13 protein-coding genes are annotated in these 18,627 nt (G+C 51.9%); 8 read left to right on the forward strand and 5 right to left on the reverse strand.

The window, feature by feature from the left end:
• Window positions 1-96 precede the first annotated feature (96 nt).
• From LQZ19_RS07040 to LQZ19_RS07050, 3 genes are read right to left on the reverse strand one after another with little or no spacing between them, the layout of a single operon-like run.
• Entirely contained in the window at window positions 97-1,404 is a 1,308-nt protein-coding gene (locus tag LQZ19_RS07040; protein ID WP_411046957.1) for a phenylacetate--CoA ligase family protein, read from the reverse strand.
• Window positions 1,401-1,973: an indolepyruvate oxidoreductase subunit beta gene (locus tag LQZ19_RS07045; protein ID WP_411046958.1), complete on the reverse strand. Its 573-nt coding sequence runs from the start codon at window positions 1,971-1,973 to the stop codon at window positions 1,401-1,403. Before LQZ19_RS07045 ends, LQZ19_RS07040 begins: the two co-directional genes overlap by 4 nt.
• Before the next feature lie 22 nt (window positions 1,974-1,995).
• Complete coding sequence (locus LQZ19_RS07050; protein WP_411046960.1) at window positions 1,996-3,660, reverse strand: thiamine pyrophosphate-dependent enzyme; 1,665 nt, start codon at window positions 3,658-3,660, stop codon at window positions 1,996-1,998.
• 171 nt (window positions 3,661-3,831) lie between these two features.
• On the opposite strand from LQZ19_RS07050, the gene LQZ19_RS07055 reads away from it, so the two are divergent.
• Genes LQZ19_RS07055 through LQZ19_RS07070 form a run of 4 tightly spaced genes read left to right on the forward strand, consistent with a single transcriptional unit; the run spans window position 3,832 to window position 9,462 of the window.
• Window positions 3,832-5,049 (forward strand): HD domain-containing phosphohydrolase, encoded by a 1,218-nt coding sequence (locus tag LQZ19_RS07055; protein WP_411046961.1) that lies wholly within the window; start codon window positions 3,832-3,834, stop codon window positions 5,047-5,049.
• Window positions 4,943-5,941, forward strand: coding sequence for a diacylglycerol/lipid kinase family protein (locus LQZ19_RS07060; protein ID WP_411046962.1), 999 nt, complete (start codon window positions 4,943-4,945; stop codon window positions 5,939-5,941). The genes LQZ19_RS07055 and LQZ19_RS07060 overlap by 107 nt, the downstream gene beginning before the upstream one ends.
• Window positions 5,928-8,747: a hybrid sensor histidine kinase/response regulator gene (locus LQZ19_RS07065; RefSeq protein WP_411046963.1), complete on the forward strand. Its 2,820-nt coding sequence runs from the start codon at window positions 5,928-5,930 to the stop codon at window positions 8,745-8,747. The genes LQZ19_RS07060 and LQZ19_RS07065 overlap by 14 nt, the downstream gene beginning before the upstream one ends.
• Before the next feature lie 10 nt (window positions 8,748-8,757).
• Window positions 8,758-9,462 carry a response regulator gene (locus tag LQZ19_RS07070; protein WP_411046965.1) on the forward strand — a complete coding sequence of 235 codons (705 nt, stop codon included), beginning with the start codon at window positions 8,758-8,760 and terminating at the stop codon, window positions 9,460-9,462.
• A gap of 31 nt (window positions 9,463-9,493) precedes the next feature.
• On the opposite strand, the gene LQZ19_RS07075 is transcribed toward LQZ19_RS07070, so the two are convergent.
• A complete protein-coding gene (locus tag LQZ19_RS07075; RefSeq protein WP_411046966.1) occupies window positions 9,494-12,139 on the reverse strand; it encodes a hybrid sensor histidine kinase/response regulator in 2,646 nt (881 codons plus the stop codon).
• A gap of 2 nt (window positions 12,140-12,141) precedes the next feature.
• On the reverse strand, window positions 12,142-15,144 hold the full coding sequence (locus tag LQZ19_RS07080; RefSeq protein WP_411046967.1) for a hybrid sensor histidine kinase/response regulator: 3,003 nt from the start codon (window positions 15,142-15,144) through the stop codon (window positions 12,142-12,144).
• A 213-nt stretch (window positions 15,145-15,357) separates the two neighbouring features.
• Between LQZ19_RS07080 and LQZ19_RS07085 the strand changes: the two genes are divergently transcribed.
• Genes LQZ19_RS07085 through LQZ19_RS07100 form a run of 4 tightly spaced genes read left to right on the forward strand, consistent with a single transcriptional unit; the run spans window position 15,358 to window position 18,369 of the window.
• On the forward strand, window positions 15,358-15,609 hold the full coding sequence (locus tag LQZ19_RS07085) for a hypothetical protein (protein ID WP_411046968.1): 252 nt from the start codon (window positions 15,358-15,360) through the stop codon (window positions 15,607-15,609).
• On the forward strand, window positions 15,572-16,015 hold the full coding sequence (locus tag LQZ19_RS07090; RefSeq protein ID WP_411046969.1) for a PIN domain-containing protein: 444 nt from the start codon (window positions 15,572-15,574) through the stop codon (window positions 16,013-16,015). The genes LQZ19_RS07085 and LQZ19_RS07090 overlap by 38 nt, the downstream gene beginning before the upstream one ends.
• A gap of 16 nt (window positions 16,016-16,031) precedes the next feature.
• On the forward strand, window positions 16,032-17,189 hold the full coding sequence (locus LQZ19_RS07095; RefSeq protein ID WP_411046970.1) for a glycosyltransferase family 4 protein: 1,158 nt from the start codon (window positions 16,032-16,034) through the stop codon (window positions 17,187-17,189).
• A 7-nt stretch (window positions 17,190-17,196) separates the two neighbouring features.
• Window positions 17,197-18,369 carry a DEAD/DEAH box helicase gene (locus LQZ19_RS07100; protein WP_411046971.1) on the forward strand — a complete coding sequence of 391 codons (1,173 nt, stop codon included), beginning with the start codon at window positions 17,197-17,199 and terminating at the stop codon, window positions 18,367-18,369.
• The last annotated feature ends 258 nt before the right edge of the window (window positions 18,370-18,627 follow it).

Here is an 18,627-nt window from a genome sequence, read left to right on the forward strand (position 1 = left end):
CGTATGGAGGGACCCTCTGGGAGGCCCCATACGTTTCCTTCCTGACAGGCCCCCCGATCAATTGTGTGCTTTCGGAAACCCAGTCAGCGCATGGCTTCACCGGGGGCGTTTATCGTAGACCCTCTTGGCCTTGCCCTCCGACACCGGGAGGCTGCCCGATTCGTGGAGCTCCACCCTGGGGTTTATGGTGATAGACGCCTGGATGGTTTTGCGGATACGTTCCTTCAATGCGTTTAGGGGACGGGAATCGTCCATGAAGATATCCGGGCCTATTTCTGTTTTGACGGTGAGCTTATCCATAACCCCGTCTTTTTCTATTTCGATAAGGTAGTTGTTCCCCACATCCTTCATGGCCATGATCACCTCTTCGATCTGGCTGGGGAAAATATTTACCCCGTTGACGATCAACATATCATCGCTGCGGCCGGTGATACGGCGTAGGCGGCGGTGGGTTCTGCCGCAGGGACAGGGCTCGGTGTAGAAGCCCGTAAGATCCCGGGTACGGTAGCGCAGTATTGGTGTGGTCTCCCGGCATAGTATGGTCATGACCAGCTCACCGGTTTCGCCGTCGGGAACCGGTTCCAGGGTATCGGGGTTGATGATTTCCGCAATATAGCCGTCCTCCCAGAGGTGGAGGCCGTTCTTGCACTGGCACTCAAAGGCCACCCCGGGGCCGTTCATCTCCGAAAGGCCGTAAGAATTGTACACATCAATTTGGAGAAGCTCCTCAATGCGCCGCCGGGTATCCTCCGAATAGGGTTCCGCCCCCGCAAAGGCCCGTTTGAGTTTTATGCTGTCCCGGCTGACCCCTTCGGCGCGCATGATGGACTCCACGTGGAGAAGGAAGCTCGGGGTGGCGTGAACCACGGTGGTACCAAAGTCCTGCATGAGCCGGACCTGCCGGGTGGTGTTCCCGCTCCCCGAGGGGATCACCAGCATTCCTATTTCCTCACCCCCGGCGTGGAAACCCATGCCGCCGGTAAAAAGGCCGTAGGAGATCATGTTCTGGAACACGTCGGTATGGTTACACCCGGTCCCGTAAATGCTCCGGGCAACATAGCCGGTCCAGCGGGTAATGTCGTCCCGGTTAAAATAGATGGTGGTGGGCGCTCCGGTGGTACCGCTTGAGGCATGGAGGCGGATCACCTCCTCCTTAGGTATGCTGAGAAATCCGTAGGGAAAGCCCTCCCGCAAATCGTGCTTGGTGGTAAAGGGGATGCGTTTAAGATCATCCAGGCTCTTTATATCATCGGAACCCTTAATTCCCGCAGCCCTGAGTTTGGGGGCATAAAAGGAGGTCCGCAGTGCATAATCTACCAGGGCCTGCAGCCGCTCAAGCTGGAAGACCTCCAGTTCCGGCCGGGGCATGATCTCAACTTTGCGGTGCCAGTATTGGTAGTTCACGCGGCAGCTGTCCTGCCCAGGTTAAAGGCCTTTTTGTTTGCCTCCGTAACCGAGGAGTCTTTATTGGCGAACATGGCGCTAATCGTGGCTTCCAGGGTTTCCGGCTTTAGGGGGAGGAAGGTGGAGGCTGCCCCTACCATGACCATGTTTACCGCCCTGGCCAGTCCCGCTTCTTTGGCAAGTTCCGCAGCTTCGACGATACGGTTTACGGGGAAGAGCGCGATGGTCTTTAGTATTACTGCCATATCAGGATAATCGGGAATATTGATGAAGGGTTCCGCCGCGCTGACCAGGGCGCCGTCCGGCGCAAGCCATGCCGCATAACGGAGACTTTCCACGGGTTCCATGGACAGTACAAGGTCAGCCCCGCCCTGGGGTACCAGATCCGAGGCAATAGTTGTGTCCGAGAGCCGCAGGTGGGCCAGTACGGCGCCCCCCCGCTGGGCCATGCCGTGCACCTCGGACTGACGCACCGAAAACCCATCGCTCACCGCCGCTTGGGCAATAATGGCGGCAATGGAAAGTACTCCCTGTCCGCCGACACCCGCCAATATTATATCCCGCTTCATAGTATAGCTCCTTTAATATTCCTCATTTTGACTTCTCGCTTTTCTTTCGTTTTCGGAAGGCTTCCAGGCATTCCCGTTGGAAGATCACCACCGAAAGGCCGCGGTACTCAATCTCTTTTTTTAGTTTTGCTGCGTTTTCTTCCAGGAACTGCCGCTTGGCTTCCAGTTCAATCAGGTGTTCGCCCTTGAGGCCCAGGCCCAGGATGAGGGGACGGAATTTGTCTGATCCTACCATGGTCTGCTGGCAGCCGGTCATGGCCACGATGGAGTTATCCAGGATGATAAGGGTCATGGGGGTATCCGCGGCGATCGCATCGATCAGGGAGCTGATCCCCGAATGGAGGAAGGTGGAGTCCCCGATGACGCCGATGGCGTACTTGATACCCGTCTCCGCCGCGCCCCGGGCCATACCTACGGAAGCGCCCATACAGACTATGGACTCGGGTACCGAGTAGGGCGGGGTGGCCCCAAGGGCGTAACAGCCTATGTCGGCGTTGATCGCCGTATTTGGGTGTCCCTCGGCGGGGTCCAGTTCCTGAACCGCCTTTTTGATGGTCTCGTAACTGTCCCCGTGGGGGCAGCCGGTACAAAGCTGGGGGGGACGGCCCGGCAGATTCGGCAGGGTTACTGCTCCGGCGCTCAGCGCCCCCGGCCGGGGGGGGAGGGCCAGGCCCCGGCGCACCACATCGGGGTCCAGCTCCCCGGTACGGTTTATGGTCCCGTCAAGTTTTCCATTGATAGTAATACTGTGTGGAAGTATACCCCGGAGCCGTTCTTCAATCACCGGCTGGCCTTCTTCAATAACGATAACCCGTTCCGCCTTTTCGCAGAGCCGGCGTATGGAGTCAATGGGCAGGGGATATACCCCGATGTGGAGCCGCGCAGGAATCTTACCGGATCGGGATTTGACAAAATCCTCCAGATTTTCTTCGTAGTAGTTCCCCCCCAGGCCGGAAGTGATCACCCCAAGGCCCGTGTCCCGGCCATCCAGGTCCAGTTTGTTGGAGGGGTGGGCGGCGGACCATTCCAGGAACCCCGTCTGTTTTTCGATCAGGGCGACATAGTTCCGCCGGGCATAGGCGGGGAGGAGCATCCACTGGGTTTTGTCCCCGGCCTTGGAAAGGGGGTTCTGCGCCCGTATCGGCTCGGTTTTAATTTGAGCCCGGGCATGGGAAAGCCTGGTGGTCATGCGCAGCAGTACCGGAACCTGGAATTTCTCGGAAAGGTCAAAGGCTTCCCTGGTCATGCTATAGGCCTCCTGCTGGTTCCGGGGCTCCAGACAGGGGACCATGGCGAATGCGGCGTAAAAGCGGGAGTCCTGCTCGTTCTGGGAACTGTGCATCCCCGGATCGTCCGCCACGGCGATTACCAGCCCGCCCTTGATACCCAGGAGGGCGCTGTTCATAAAGGGGTCCGATGCCACATTGAGCCCCACGTGTTTCATGGTCACCATGGCCCGGCGGCCCGCGAAGGAGACCCCCAGGGCCGCCTCCAGGGCGGTCTTTTCGTTCGTACACCAAGACGCATGAAACGCTTCCGGAATATGGGCATTACCCGCAGCATTTTCGATAAGATATTCCATAATTTCGGTGGAGGGGGTACCGGGATACCCGTAGGCTGCCGAAAGTCCGGCGTGTATTGCCCCAAGGGCTGCCGCTTCATCTCCTAAAAGCGCTTGTTCTTTCAATTTTTTCTCCTGTTTCAGATAATTCTATCATGAGCTCAGAGGAAGATCCACCGTACTTATCATAAAAATCTACGCGAAAAGAGGGCTTGACCTTCTATACTAAGCGAGTATATTTTTAGGTATTCCTAAAAAGGATTCAACATCATTGGGATATACGATAAGGGGAATGTTATGGATCCTATGTCCGGAAAAATCGTATTGGTCGATGATGATGTTACCAGCCTGGCCTTGGGAAAAAGCATCCTGGCCCCCCAATACGATATCATCACCATTCCCTCCGGGGAAAAGCTTTTTATCCTCCTTGAAAGGGTGCAGCCCACGTTAATACTCCTGGATGTGGAAATGCCGGGCATGAACGGCTACGATGTCCTGAAAAAAATCAAGTCTATTCCCCAGTTTGTGGATATCCCGGTTGTGTTTTTAACTTCCCGGAGCGATTCTTCCAGCGAGTTGGAGGGACTGAACCTGGGAGCCATAGATTACATTTCCAAGCCCTTTTCGCCTCCCCTGCTCCTGAAACGGATTGAACTGCACCTTCTGATAGAGTCGCAAACCAAGAAACTAATCGATTATAACTCCAACCTCCAGCAAATGGTTAAGGAAAAGACTAAAACCGTACTGGATATGCAAAATTCGGTATTAAAAACCGTGGCAAACCTGGTGGAACACCGGGACGAGATTACCGGAGGGCATGTGGAGCGGACCCGGGGCTACCTGGAAATCCTTCTGGATGGCATGATCGGCCAAAAGCTGCACCGGGAAGAACTGGAAAGCTGGGATAGGGATTTTTTCCTCCACTCTTCCCATTTGCACGATGTGGGCAAAATTTCCATTCGGGACAATGTTCTGCTCAAACCGGGTAAACTCTCTGTTGATGAATTTGATGTTATGAAGAATCATACCCTCTTTGGCGTTCAAATTATTGAAGAAATACAAAAAAACACCCCGGAGAGCAGTTTCCTGACCTACGCCAAGATCCTTGCAGGTACCCACCATGAAAGATGGGATGGTACCGGCTACCCCTACGGCATAAAGCATGAAGAAATACCCCTGGGAGGGCGCTTGATGGCCATAGCGGATGTATACGATGCCCTTATTTCGGAAAGACCGTACAAGGCTCCCCTGACCCACGAACAGGCGGTAGACATAATCATGGATGGCCGGGAGACCCAGTTTGATCCCGCCATTACGGATATCTTTTTCTCGGTTGCCGGCCAATTTGACCGGCTGGTGCAGGAAAAAAATTCACTCCCCGCCGTGGGGGGGGGGGGGGGGGTAAAATATGAAGCACCTTTTTATCATCAACCACAATTCGCTTCGCCGGAAATACCGGGGGCAGGATTATTTAGAAAAGTTTACCGAGGCTATAAAAGACTGTTTTCAGGGTAAGAAACACTATTTTATTCATCTTTCCCGGTATCCCCGGGATGCCATAGGTTTTATCCGCAGTTTCAGGGAAGGGCTTGATCCCGCCCAAACCCTTAGGGTGTATGCTGTGGGGGGGAACCGGATACTCTTTGACTGCCTCAACGGGATTATGGGGCTGGCCAATATGGAACTTGCCGCAGTCCCCTATGGGATATCCAATGATCTGGTCCGGGCCTTTGGGGATAATAATGAGTCCCTTTTCCGGAATATTCCCGAACAAATCGCTGCGGAGGCTATCCCCACGGATCTTATGTCCTGCGGGAGCAACTTTGCCCTCAATTTTTGTACCATAGGCATGGAGTCCGCGATCATCAAAAAAGTCATGGACCGGTATTCATCTATTTCCCTGTATTCCAGCCATTTTCCCCATATTGACGCCCTGATCTTTAATTTTCTCTTCGCTCATGCAAGCCTCCAGGTTGGTTTTAATCCGGCCATACGGAACCAGTGTTATACCATAACCGTGGACGGGGAAGATTTGAGCGGATATTACAGAAGCGTCAATATTGCCAACAGCCCCTGTTATGGGCGTAATAAAAACCCGGTGATTACCGCTGTTCCCGACGACGGTCTGCTGGATATAGTGCTCTGCCCCTCACTGAAACCCCTTAGAACCCTCGCCCTGATCCCGCCCTACATCAGCGGAAAATACCAGCAATTCCCCGGAGAATTTATCTGGAGGCGGGGGCGAAAGATCCATATCCATTCTGACTATCCCCTGCTGGTATGCCTGGACGGCGAAGCCTTTTATGATACCAGCCTGAATATAGAGGTGATCCCCGCCGGGGTATCTATAAACGCTCCCGGGAAAAAACGTTATGAAAAGAGGGCCCAGTGGCATGAAATGGGCTAAAAAAGAACGATATTTTCCCCCATCCTTCATAAGCGATTCTGAAAAAAAGGATATGGGGTATCAAAGATGGACGGATTTTCTGGCCCTGATCACCGTGGTGGCTTTTGCGATCAGCCGGATCGCCGATGCCCTGAACAGTGGGCATACCCGGGAAGCAGCCATCTCCGCTGTCGCTAACGGTGCGGCAATACTGGTTATTCTGATTCTCCGCCGGCTGAGAAATTTTATCGATATAGCCTTTGTACTGCCCCTGTTCCTCTTTACCCTGTATACTACGGCGTCCTATTGTATGGGGCGCTTTGATTACCTTTTTTACGCCCTTATCGGTATTACCTGCTTGGCGGGCATGTACCTTAAAAGCAGCAGCCTCCTGGGGTATATTCTGGTCTCCAATGCCGTGATGGCGATCCTGGTATATTTCCGCATTCCCCAGATGAACCCCGACCGGATCGTTACTTTAAGCGATATCATGGTCCGCTGGATCATAGAATTTTTTGTTTCCCTCCTGATCTATCTCCTTACCCGGATCGCCTCGGAAAAGAGCCGCCGCTCCAATAGGGACAGGATTACCTTTATAACCCTTTTGGCTACTACCCCAAACTATATAGTCATTATGGATAGGCAGTTCCGCGTTACCTACCTTAGCAAGACCATGGTGGAATTTACCGGTATTGAAGATTCCCGCCTGATTATAGGCCGGCCTATTATCGATCTATTCCAATCAATAGAGCTTAAAATAATGCTGGCAAAAACATTGGAATTCCACGGATATTATAAAGGAAGCTGGGAGGTACAGTTTAACGGGGGGAAGCGGTATTTTGATGTAATCTTCGACACATTCATGGGAGAGGACGGTTACTTTATCAACATGCACGACAGTACTCCCCTGGCTGCCGCCCGGTTCGAAGCGGAAAAAGCTGCGGAGGCAAAGAGCATCTTCCTGGCCAATACCAGCCACGAGATACGTACCCCAATGAACGCTATCCTGGGAATGGCGGAATTGATACTCCGAAGGGACATATCCCAGGAAGTGTATGTCGATGCCTTGAGTATCAAGAATGCGGGAACCAATCTGCTTGCCATAGTCAACGACATTCTGGATTTCTCCAAGATCGAGTCGGGGAAGCTGGATATCGTTCCGGCGCCCTATTCCCTTTCCTCCCTCCTTAACGATACCCTGAATATCATCCGGCTGCGACTGATCAATACGGAAAAGCCCATCCAGTTTCTCGCCAATATCGACAGTAAACTGCCGGATAAATTTCTGGGAGATGAACTCCGGATTAGGCAGATATTGCTTAACCTCCTCTCCAACGCAGTTAAATATACCAATGAAGGACAGATCACCCTTTCCCTTACCGGCGAAGGGAAAGAAAGGAACATCTGCCTTGTCTTTCGGATTTCCGATACCGGGACCGGAATTAAACCGGAGGACATGTCTAAACTCTTCCAGGAATTCAACCAGCTTAATACCCACCGGAGCCCGGGGATAGAGGGGACCGGCCTTGGACTTGCCATATCCCTGAATCTCTGCCGTCTCATGGGCGGGGACATTACCGTAGAAAGCCTGTTTGGCGCGGGTACCGTCTTTACCGCCCGTATTCCCCAGAAGGCGCTGAACCCCGTTCCTATCGCCGGGGTGGAAGTTCCGGAGGCCAGGAAGGTTCTCCTCTATGACCATCGGCCGCCCTACCGCTGGTCTGTTTCCCTATCCCTCCGGAATCTTGGAGTACAGGTGACAAAGGCCAGGGAATTGAAGGGCCTGTTTACCGAGTTGGAATCCGGTTCCTATTCCCACGCCTTTATTTCCCCGGATGCGGCGGAAGAAGCCGCGGACCTGTTAAAACGGCTGGGGCTAAAGACCATCCTTGTAATCCTTGCGGACTTGGAAGAATTGCCTCCGTTTTATCATTTTCCTATTCTTACCATGCCCGCCTATACCGTACCCATCGCCAATGTACTCAACGGCCTCTTGACCAGTACCGACCATAAAAAGACCATCGTCTCTTATATCGCTCCGGAAGCGAAGATATTGGTAGTTGATGATATTCTTACCAATCTGAATGTGGCAAAGGGGCTCATGTCTATTTATCAGACAGAGATCCATACCGCCTCAAGTGGTAAGGAAGCTATTGAGCTTATCAAGAAAAACTCCTACGATATTGTATTCATGGATCACATGATGCCCGAAATGGACGGCATTGAAGCTGCGGAGATTATCCGGGCCATGGAAGGCGGACGGTTCCAATCGGTTCCCCTTATCGCCTTAACCGCCAATGCGGTTACCGGTATGCGGGAGATGTTCCTTGAGCACGGGTTTGACGATTACCTGGCCAAGCCGATTGAAATCTCCAAACTGGATAAACTTATGGATAAATGGCTGCCCCAATCAAAACGGGCGTTTAACCGGGGGGAGGAGACGCTGCAGGAATTGCCTGTGGAAACGAAGGGTATAGAAATTGAAGGGGTGGATACCGCCGAAGGGATAATCCTTACCGGGGGGACGGAAGAAGGGTACCGGAGTATCCTGCAGATTTTTTGTCTGGATGCGGCCGCCCAGATGAATTGTCTTACATCCCCACCCTCCGCTGAACAGATGCCCCTGTTTATTAACGCAGTTCATGGTATTAAGGGCATTGCCGCCAGTATAGGCGCAAATACTCTTTCTGCGGAAGCCCGTGTCCTGGAAATGGCCGGAAAAACACTGGATATAGAAACCATAATTCGGAATTTGGATAGTTTTACTGAGAATCTTATGATAATGATAGAAAGAATACAGGCTTTTTTGGCAGATTCGGGAGCATAGGAGGGATTATATGGATCAGTCTAAAGGGAAAAAAGTGATATTAACCGTGGATGATACGGCGGTAAATCTTGCCATCATCAGGAGCATACTTCGTAGTAATTATGATGTGCGGGTTTGTAAGGACGGGTCCATGGCTAAATACCTGGTGGATCATATCCCGATTGATCTGGCGCTGCTGGACATTAATATGCCCGTTGTATCCGGGTTTGAACTCCTGGATTATATCCGGAATAAGTCCAAACAGAAGGATCTCCCGGTGTTTTTTGTAACCGGTTCTGCCACCAAAGAATTTATCAACAAGGCCGTAAACGCCGGCGCCATGGATTATATCATTAAGCCGATCAAACCGGCTATTCTGAACGATAAGGTAGCCGCTGTTTTACGTTCTCGACAAGCGGTAAGGGAATCAGGCCTCCTCCTCGATGAAAATAGGCCGACGAAGAAACCGGAACTGCGAAAAAATGCCGGTCAGACTGAAGTTATTGAATATTTATCCTATATGTTTACCGGCCTGAACGCAGCCTGTTTAGCGGGTAATTGCGACCTGGTGGAAAGCCTGGTGAAGGAATTGGATAAGGGAAATTTCGGGGGTATAATAAACAGAACGATTGATGAAATAGCAGCTCTGATGATCAGCTTTGAGTATGAAGCCGTGATAAAAAGCATAAATACTGTTTTTAACGCTCTGGCTAATTTTGATATGTATACTCCTTAAGGACCCGGGTCCTAAGACAGAACCGGAAAGTTCAGCCCAGGGCATCTATACGGACAATCGCTTTCTCAAATTCAAAGAGGAGTACATCCTGCTCAATCTCGCCGATAAGATCCCTTTCTTTGCTGTCCAGGGACATATCCCGGCATTTCAGCAGCTGTTTATTCACCAGTTCGGTATCCATATTGGCCAGGGCGTCCCGTAAAATACTCAGCTCCGGGAGGAAAGAATCCGCCCCGCCGGCTTCCTTTTTTAGGCTATCCGCCTCCAAAGCCAGGGTAATGGCGTCCCTGAGCATGGTAAGTCGTTCCAGCAGTTCCCCGGTTTGCGCAGTTATCTGTTTTTTATCTTCCTTTCTGCCCGCCTCTTCCAAGTGGGCTGCCAAATCCCCGAATTCCATGGCGCCTATGGAACGGGAAGCCCCTTTCAGGGCATGGACCGCCGTGGTATACAGGGGATAATCCCCTGCTTCTATGGCAGATTTTATCTGGGGTATCCGTTCCGCTGCGTCAATACAAAAAATCTCCAGGATCATCTTATACCCGTCCACGGTGCCGCCGGTATTGGCCACCCCAACCCGTGTGTCTATCCCGCTTATCAAGGGGAAATCCTCTATTTCCGGTTTGGACTCCAAAACCGTATTTCGTATCTGTTTTTCCCGGGATATCCATTTTTCCAGAATACCGGACAGCTTTTGTATATCAATAGGTTTGGCAAGGAAGTCGTTGATGCCGTTTCGCAGAAACAATTCCCGGTTTCCCGCTAGGGCATTGGCCGTCAGGGCTATGATGGGGATATTCCGGGCATAATCGGTGTCAATGGTACGGATAATCCCGGAGGCCTCGATCCCGTCCATACCGGGCATCATGTGATCCATGAAGACCAGATCATACTTTGTTTTTCCGGCCCGGATCAGTTCTATGGCCTCTTCTCCGCTCTTAACCCCGTCAATGGAGAGCCCGTAGGAGAGCATCAGCCCCCGGGCCACATCAATATTGGTTTGCATATCGTCCACCACCAACACCTTCCCCTCGGGAATCAGGGTCCGGGTCAGCCGCAATTGCCGTTTCGCGCTAAACCGCAGCTCTTTCAGGTTTTCCACCGTCTCTTTGCCCAGAGGATTTCCATCAACTATTTCCTGGCGTATGGAAACGGTAAAGACACTGCCTTCCCCAAAAACGCTTTCCACACCAATACTTCCGTGCATCATTTCCACCAGGGTTTTGGTGATCGAGAGCCCCAACCCGGTCCCCTCTATAGCCCGGTTAGCCTTGGCGTTAAGCTGCTGGTATTGGGAAAAGAGTTTTTCCATATCCTCTTCCCGTATACCCTGTCCGGTGTCGCTCACCTTGAAGATCAGGGTCATCAAACCCTCCTCCAGGGGTTCCCAGGATATTTGAAGGGTGACATTCCCCGCCTGGGTGTATTTAATAGCATTGGAGAGCAGATTATTCAGGATCTGCTTAACCCGCAGTTCATCCCCAAAAAGGCCCATGGGTATGGTTTCGTCTATCTCAAGGCTAAATTCTATCGGTTTTGCACCTATCCGCACCAGATTGAGGTTAATGGTATCGTTGATCAAACTGGAAACCGAATAGCTTACCCGGGTCAAGTCCAGGTTCCCCGCCTCGATCTTGGAGATATCCAAAATATCATTGATGATCCTCAAAAGAACGGCGCCGGAACTGTAAATTTTCCCCAGATCTTCCTGAATGCTCTCGGGAAGTTGTTTGTGCAGCAGGATTTCCGAAAACCCGATGATGGCGTTAAGGGGGGTACGGATTTCGTGGCTCATGGTTGCCAGGAAAGATGACTTGGCTATGCTCGCTGCCTCCGCCTGCTCCATTGCCTGGAGTATCTCGGTTATGTCGTTAAAAATAACCAACGCCCCTTCGGTACAATTTTCTTTATCCAGCATGGGGGTAAGGTAAATAGAATAATGCCGTCCCTGGTCGCGATGGCCTATATCCATCAAGCGATCCACCACAATTGAATGCTGGTCCACTACGGCATCGTTAATAGCGAACATCAGAAATTCCGCCGTCTCGGGATCCACCGTTTGTACGAGGATATCACGGAAGGGCATACCGGAGACCGAAGTATCCGACAGCATGGCCAGATCGATAAACATATCGGAACAGTACCTAAGCTGCAGATCATGATCCAGCAGAAACATTATTTCCTGGGTATTCTCCAGGAGTAATTTGAAATAATTTTCCTGTTTTGATTTTTCCTGGGATACGATTTCCAGCTCCGCAGCTTTTTTCGCCACCATATCTTCCAAGCTGTCGCTGTAATTTTTCAACTCAATCTGGTTCCTAACCCGGAGTTTGACAATCTCCGGGAAGAAGGGCTTGGAGATAAAATCTACCGCCCCTGCCTCAAGGGCATCAATTTCCGAATCCGAGGTGGTAATAAAAATCACCGGTATACGTTTGAAGGTTTCATCGGACTTTATGATTTTGAGCATCTCATAGCCGTTCATTACCGGCATGAATACATCCAGAAGGATGATCTTGGGAAGTACCTCGGTTTTATGCAGAACCTCAAGAGCTTCAACCCCGTTGCCGGCGGTGATAATGTTGTAGCTATCATCAAGGATTTCACTAAGGATCAGGACGTTTATTTCAACATCATCAACCACCAGCACGGTGGGAACGGGGTTACCTTCAACCGTCATTTTTAGCGGTCTCCTTTACCAAGGCTATCTATCAGTTCCACAGCTTTTTCATATTCAAATAGTAACACACAATTTTCTATTTCAGTAATAAATTGTTTTGTTTTATCATCCAGGGACATTTCGGCATATTTCTGCAATTGGCTGTTCACGCAGGCGGTATCCATAGTAATCAGGGCCTCCCGCAGGACCCCAAGCTCAAGATCCGCAGGAACCGTCCCGCCGGTTGGGGAAGATTCCTCCTTCAGGGAGGCGGTAATGCGGGAAACCAGGCCCTCCAGGTGGTCCAGGAAAGGGTCGGTTTTCCCGTCAATGAACTCCCGGTTCCCGGCCTTTCCGGCCTCCTCAAGCTCCGCCGCCATATCCCCGGTTTCCCTGGCGCCGATACTCCGGGATGCCCCCTTCAGGGCATGGACCGCCGTGATATACGCGGAAAGATCCCCGGCTCCCGCAGTCTCCCGTAGCAGGGGCAGCCGTTCCTTCACGTCCGCGCAAAATATGGCGAGGATCGTTTTGTAGGCCTCGGTCGAGCCCCCGGTATTATCTATCCCCCGTTTAAGGTCCACCCCTGCAATAGCCTTTAGCTCCGTTTTCGTCGAGCGGTCATCGGTTACCGGGAGGGCGCCCTCCACCTGCTTTTCTTTGGGTATCCAGTTCCGCAGGATTTCGTCTAATTTTTGCACGTCAATGGGTTTTGCCAGAAAATCATTGAGCCCGTTTTTCAGGAACAGTTCCTTTTGCCCAAAAATGGCGTTTGCGGTAAATATGATCACCGGTAATTCCTGATAGTAGGTATCGCCCTTCCTGTGCAGGCTGCGGATCCGGGCGGTGGCGGTGATGCCGTCCATTCCGGGCATCATATGGTCCATAAAAACAAGGTCGTACCGGTTTTTTTGCACCAGTTCCAGGGCTTCCCCGCCCGAGAAGCAGGAGTCAATTTGCATACCATAGGGGGCCATCAATTCTGCGGCAACCCGGATATTGGTGGATATATCGTCCACGATCAGTACCCGCGCCCCGGGAGCGGAGAAGCCCGGACGGCGATCGTGGTGAGCCGGAGAGCTTTCAACCTCGTTCAGAAAATTGGCAAGGGTGCAGGAATAGATGGGCAGGCGGATAGTTCCCCTGTTCCGGTACGAGATGGAATCCCCGGGCTCGGTCATAATAACAAGGGGGGTGGAAGGATCGCCGTCCCCCAAAGAGGATATACAATCGGCGGCGTATTTTGAAGGGACAAAAACATAGTCATATCCCTTCCCCGCCAGGGCCTGCTGCAGTTCCCCCGGGTCCTTGGCATACGCCAGATCAATACCTATGCTGCGGAAAGCCCCGGTGAGGGATGCCGCATGGTAGGGCCGTTCCTCAAACGCCAGCACCCGCTTCGCTTCAGGGGCCGATACCTGGGCTGCCGGCCGATCATCCTCAAAGGTCTGGATCACCGAAGCGGTGAAGATGGAACCCTTGCCGTATTCGCTTTCCACCGTAATAGCGCCCCCCATATCCCGGCAAAAGGAATTGGCGATGGAAAGTCCCTGCCTGGCGCCGATCTTATTGCCCCGCACATCCACCCGGAGGAATTCCCGGAACAGGTTCTCAATATCCCCGGGCAAAATGCCGATACCCGTATCCTCAATGGCAAAGATCAATTTTAGCCGTCCGCGCTCAAGCCTTTCCCCCCGTATACCCAGGGCTATATACCCCTTCTGGGTATACTTTACCGCGTTGTCCAGGAGATTGTTGAGGATTTGCCTGATCCGGTCATCATCCCCGAAAAGTTCTGCGGGGATAGCGCGGCCCATGTTCACAAAAAAGTCGATCCGTTTATCCGCCATGCGCAGGCAAACCACATTGACCGCATCATTAATGAGGGAAGCGATTTGATACTTCCGGGAGGCTACACTAACCTGGCCGGATTCGATCCGTGAAAAATCAAGAATATCATTGATGGAGGAGAGGAGTTTGTCCCCCGCATGTTTGATGATCGAAACATACTCATAGACCTCTTCGGAAATGTCCTTTCGGAGGATTATCTCCGATATCCCCATGATGGAGTGTATGGGGGTCCGTATCTCATGGCTTATCTTGGACAGGAAGGAGGCTTTGGCCTTGTTTTCCTCATCCGAACGGCTCTTTGCAATATTTAAACGGATAAGGAAGAAACAAAGGATGACCATCATGAAGAACCCAATCACCGAAAGGACGCATGCCATGATATACACATCCCGGAAATAACTGGACCGGGGAGTGGAAATGCCGATATACCAGCCGTTAAACATTTTCCGGTAAAAGGCTATCACCCGGACCCCATCGCTGTTCCGCATGGAATACATGGATATGCTGTCCGGGCTTTCCCGCATCTTTTCCATTAGGCCTACGTGGTCTCCTCCCAGAGATTCCAGACTTTGGCCTTCAAGAAGTTTATTAGGGTGGGCCACAACGGTTAAATTCTGGTCCACCAGCAGCCCGTAGCCCCCCCGGGAAAACTGGAGGGAGCTCACATAGTCGGCAATTTCATAGAGCCGCACATCTACCGCAATTACCCCCAGGATTTTTTCATCCCGGTCCAGGAGGGTCACCGATGCGCTAACCACCATGACGCCGGTATGCGCATCAATGTATGGCCCAGTAAAGGACGGTTTTCCCGGCTGTTCCATGGCGGCTATATACCAGGGCCGCTCCTGGGGTATATAGCTCTCCCCGGGCCTCCACAGGGTGCCGGAGACAAATTCCCCGGAAACAAAACCGTAGAAATCGATAAATCCATTCAGGATTTCCAGATTTTCCGCCAGCCTGTTTCTAATGGTAAAGAAGTAGTCCTCAATTTGCCCGGGGGTCTGCCCGATTTCCAGCCGGCCTTCGACTGAAATAGCGGTTTGGACTATACTGGCCTGGGCGCTCTGAAGCCGGGCCTGCAGTTTTTCCTCCGCAGTGGCGGTCATTCCCTCGGCGTTCTGGGAAATATGCCGTTCCACTATGGAGCTGGCAAAAAAATAGCTCAGCAAAACCATTATGAGGAATATAAAAAATACAAAGAGGACCTCGGCCAAATTTTCCAAGATATGCTTTCTGAAGGCCATTAATCACCTCTTACCGGTTATTATCATTATATGCTAAAGGCCTTAAATGAGAAAGGGGCAATTGACAGGAAGAAAAATCCAACCGCGAAGGCGATTGACAAATTGCACAAATACACGTATTATGTGTAATAGAGGTTGGAAGCGATGAAAAATATCACCCTGGCTATTGATGAGGAGACCCTGTCGCAGGGCCGGGAATATGCCAAGCGGCGCAACATGTCCTTTAATGCCCTGGTTCGGGATTTGCTTGCAAGGACGGTAAAACCTGCGTCTACCGGAATTTTTGAAGAATTCTTCAGGATTGCGGATGAGGCGCATGGTAATTCCAATGGATGGAAATGGAACCGGGGGGAACTATATGATCGTGAGATCTGCCGTAGAAAAAATATTCGTTGATTCTAATATCCTGGTATATAATTTGGACAGCCGTGAAGTGGAAAAGCAAAAAACTGCCCGGCGGGTTTTAGAGGAAATTCAGAATACCCAAAAGCCGGTTATATCAACCCAGGTTCTACAGGAAGTCTACAATGCTATTACCACCAAATTGAAAATAGAACCCCTTGCAGCAAAGGACGTTTTGTATTCTTTACGGGACATGGAAATCGTCCAGCTTGATTTTGATATTATTCAGCAAGGTATTGATATCAGTATCCTTTCCAAAATTTCTTTTTGGGATGGGCTCATCATCGCCGCCGCTTCCTCCGCTAACTGTGGTACCGTCCTTTCTGAGGATATGAACCACGGCCAGATTATCCGGGGGGTTCGGGTGGTAAATCCCTTTATGTGCTATACTAGGGTGTAATTGGAGGCAGAGGATTATGAATATTGGCATCTTCAGCGATACCTATACCCCTCAGGTAAACGGGGTTGTTACGGTGGTGCGGGCCCTGAAGACAGAAATGGAACGCCGGGGCCACCGGGTCTATGTATTTACGGTTCAACATCCCAATGCCGTGCCGGAGGAGGGGGTTTTCCGGGTCGCCTCCTTCCAGTTCCCCAACGAACCCCAGCACCGGGTTGGGTTTTTTATTGAACAGCAGGTCATCGATATTGCCAAGCCCCTGAATCTGGATATCATCCATACCCATTCCGAATTCAGCCTTTACCTGGCCTCCCGCCGGGTGAGCCGGAGGCTGGGTATCCCTTCGATTCATACCCTCCACACCTACTATCCGGACTATATTTATTATGCCCCCCTGTTGGTGGAGCTGTTTTTTAAGAAGAACCTTTCCGCCTATCTCCGGCATATACTCCGGAGCCAGCGTTGTATCGTGGCTCCTTCGAACAAGATAAAGAACTATCTGGAAAAGATTAAATACCACCGGCCGGTGCGGGTCGTGCCAAACGGCATAGAGTTAAGTCAGTTTTGGGAACGGTCCGCCGGGGTAGACCAGGGCGCAGCGGATCTGCGAAAGCGGTTCAACATTGCCCCGGATGATGAGATGATAGTTTTTGTGGGCCGTCTTGGGATTGAAAAAAATGTCTTTATTCTGCTGGAAAATTTCAAGGAGATCCTGGCCCGCCGTCCTAAGGCTAAACTGGTTCTGGTGGGGGACGGTCCGGATCACCGGGAACTGGAAGCCCAGGGCAATGAACTGGGGATCAGCCGGGGGCTGGTCTTTACCGGCTATCTCCACTGGCCGGATGAGATAAAACTGATCTACGCCGCAGCGGATCTGTTCATGAGCGCCTCCCACAGCGAGGTACATCCCATCACCTTTATTGAGGCCATGGCCTCCGGTCTCCCGGTGGTGGCTGCCGAGGATATCAGTATTGATGATATGGTTATAAACGGCGATAATGGCTGGGCTATCAAGGATGATAAGTTCCTCTGGGAAAAGGCGGTGGAAGTTCTTTCTGATCCCGCTGCCCGGGCCCGTATGGGTAAGCGTTCCGAAGAAATATCCCGCAGCTATTCTGTGGGGCGGTTTATCGATTCCATGATAGCCTTGTATGAAGAATATAGAAAGAAGTGAGTAAAGCATGAATAGTGAAGATAGCGGGTTTGCGGGGCTCGGGGTGGGCCCCTTTTTTATGGGCAGGTTAAAGGAGCGGAGTATTTTGGCGCCCGTGGAGATACAGCGCCGGGTGATCCCCCGCTTAATTCGGGGAGAGCGGGTGTTGTTCAGCTCTCCCACCGGAACCGGGAAGACCTTTGCGTATTTAATTCCGTTGTTTCAGAAACTGATGGAAAACGCTGCGCCTGATTCTTGTGTACTGATCCTGGCCCCCACCTATGAGCTATGCGCCCAGATTAAACAGGAAGCGGAGTTTCTGCTTTCCGGCGCAGCCTCTTTTAAGGTCAGCCTCCTTATCGGAGCCACCGCTTTAAGCCGGCAGATAGAAACCCTGAAAAAGGACAAGCCCCGGGCGCTGGTTGGGAATCCCGGGCGTGTTTTGCAGCTGGCGAAAATGGGAAAGCTGCGCTTGGGGAATCTGAGCTTCCTGGTCTTCGACGAAGCGGACCGGCTTACGGCGGATGAGCTTTACGATGAAACCCGGGAACTGGTCTCCCTGATACGGGGGAGTCCCCAGACCATCGCCTGTTCCGCCACCCTGCCGGATAAATGCCGTGAGCGGCTTCTCCCCCTCATGGGAGAGGGTGTTTCTGTTGAAGAAACCCGGGCAAATGAAATACTCCGGGATAAGATAGAACACTGGGCGTTTTACTGCGAGGAACGGGACAAAATAGGGCTTCTCCGTTCGTTTTTAGCCGCCCTCCGTCCCAAGAAGGCGCTGGTTTTCACCGCCCGGGGCGCCCAGGTAGGGAACATCGTTTCCAAACTTCAGTACCATGGCATTCCCGCCCTGGGCTTGTACGGAGACATGGACAAAAAGATGCGCAAACAAGCCATGGACGATTTCCGCCATGGCCGGTCCTCGGTTCTGGTAGCCAGCGATCTTGCCGCCCGGGGCCTTGATATCCCGGATGTAACCCACATAATCGCCCTGGACACCCTGCATGATCCCGATGCCTATATCCACCGCGCTGGCCGTACTGCCCGTGCCGGGAAACAGGGCATCATGGCTACCTTTGGAGACGAAGGTGAAATGCGAACCCTGGTCAAGCTGGAGAAGAAGCTGGGGATAGTGGTATATCCAAAAGAGTTATACGCAGGAAAGGTACAGGCGCCTCCCCCTATGGACCCCGAATAGGTTACCGGGAACGCACTAAAACTGTGTATGGGGTCCTGCCAGCTGGAGAAAATATCAGGAACCCCCAGAGGGTCCTCCTGATATTTTCTCCACTGTCACCCCCGATAACGCAGTGTGAGTGCGTTCCCGAGCCGCTTAGGGGGTCCATAGGGGCCTTTGTTTCACATAATGGAGTGTAACCTTCCTGTTGGACCACTTAGCTTAGTTTCAGGAATACACAGAACGAGGTATGGGGTCCTGCCAAGGGAATAAAATATG

This window comes from Treponema primitia (genome assembly GCF_046533075.1).
Classification (GTDB): Bacteria; Spirochaetota; Spirochaetia; order Treponematales; family Breznakiellaceae; genus Termitinema; species Termitinema primitia_B.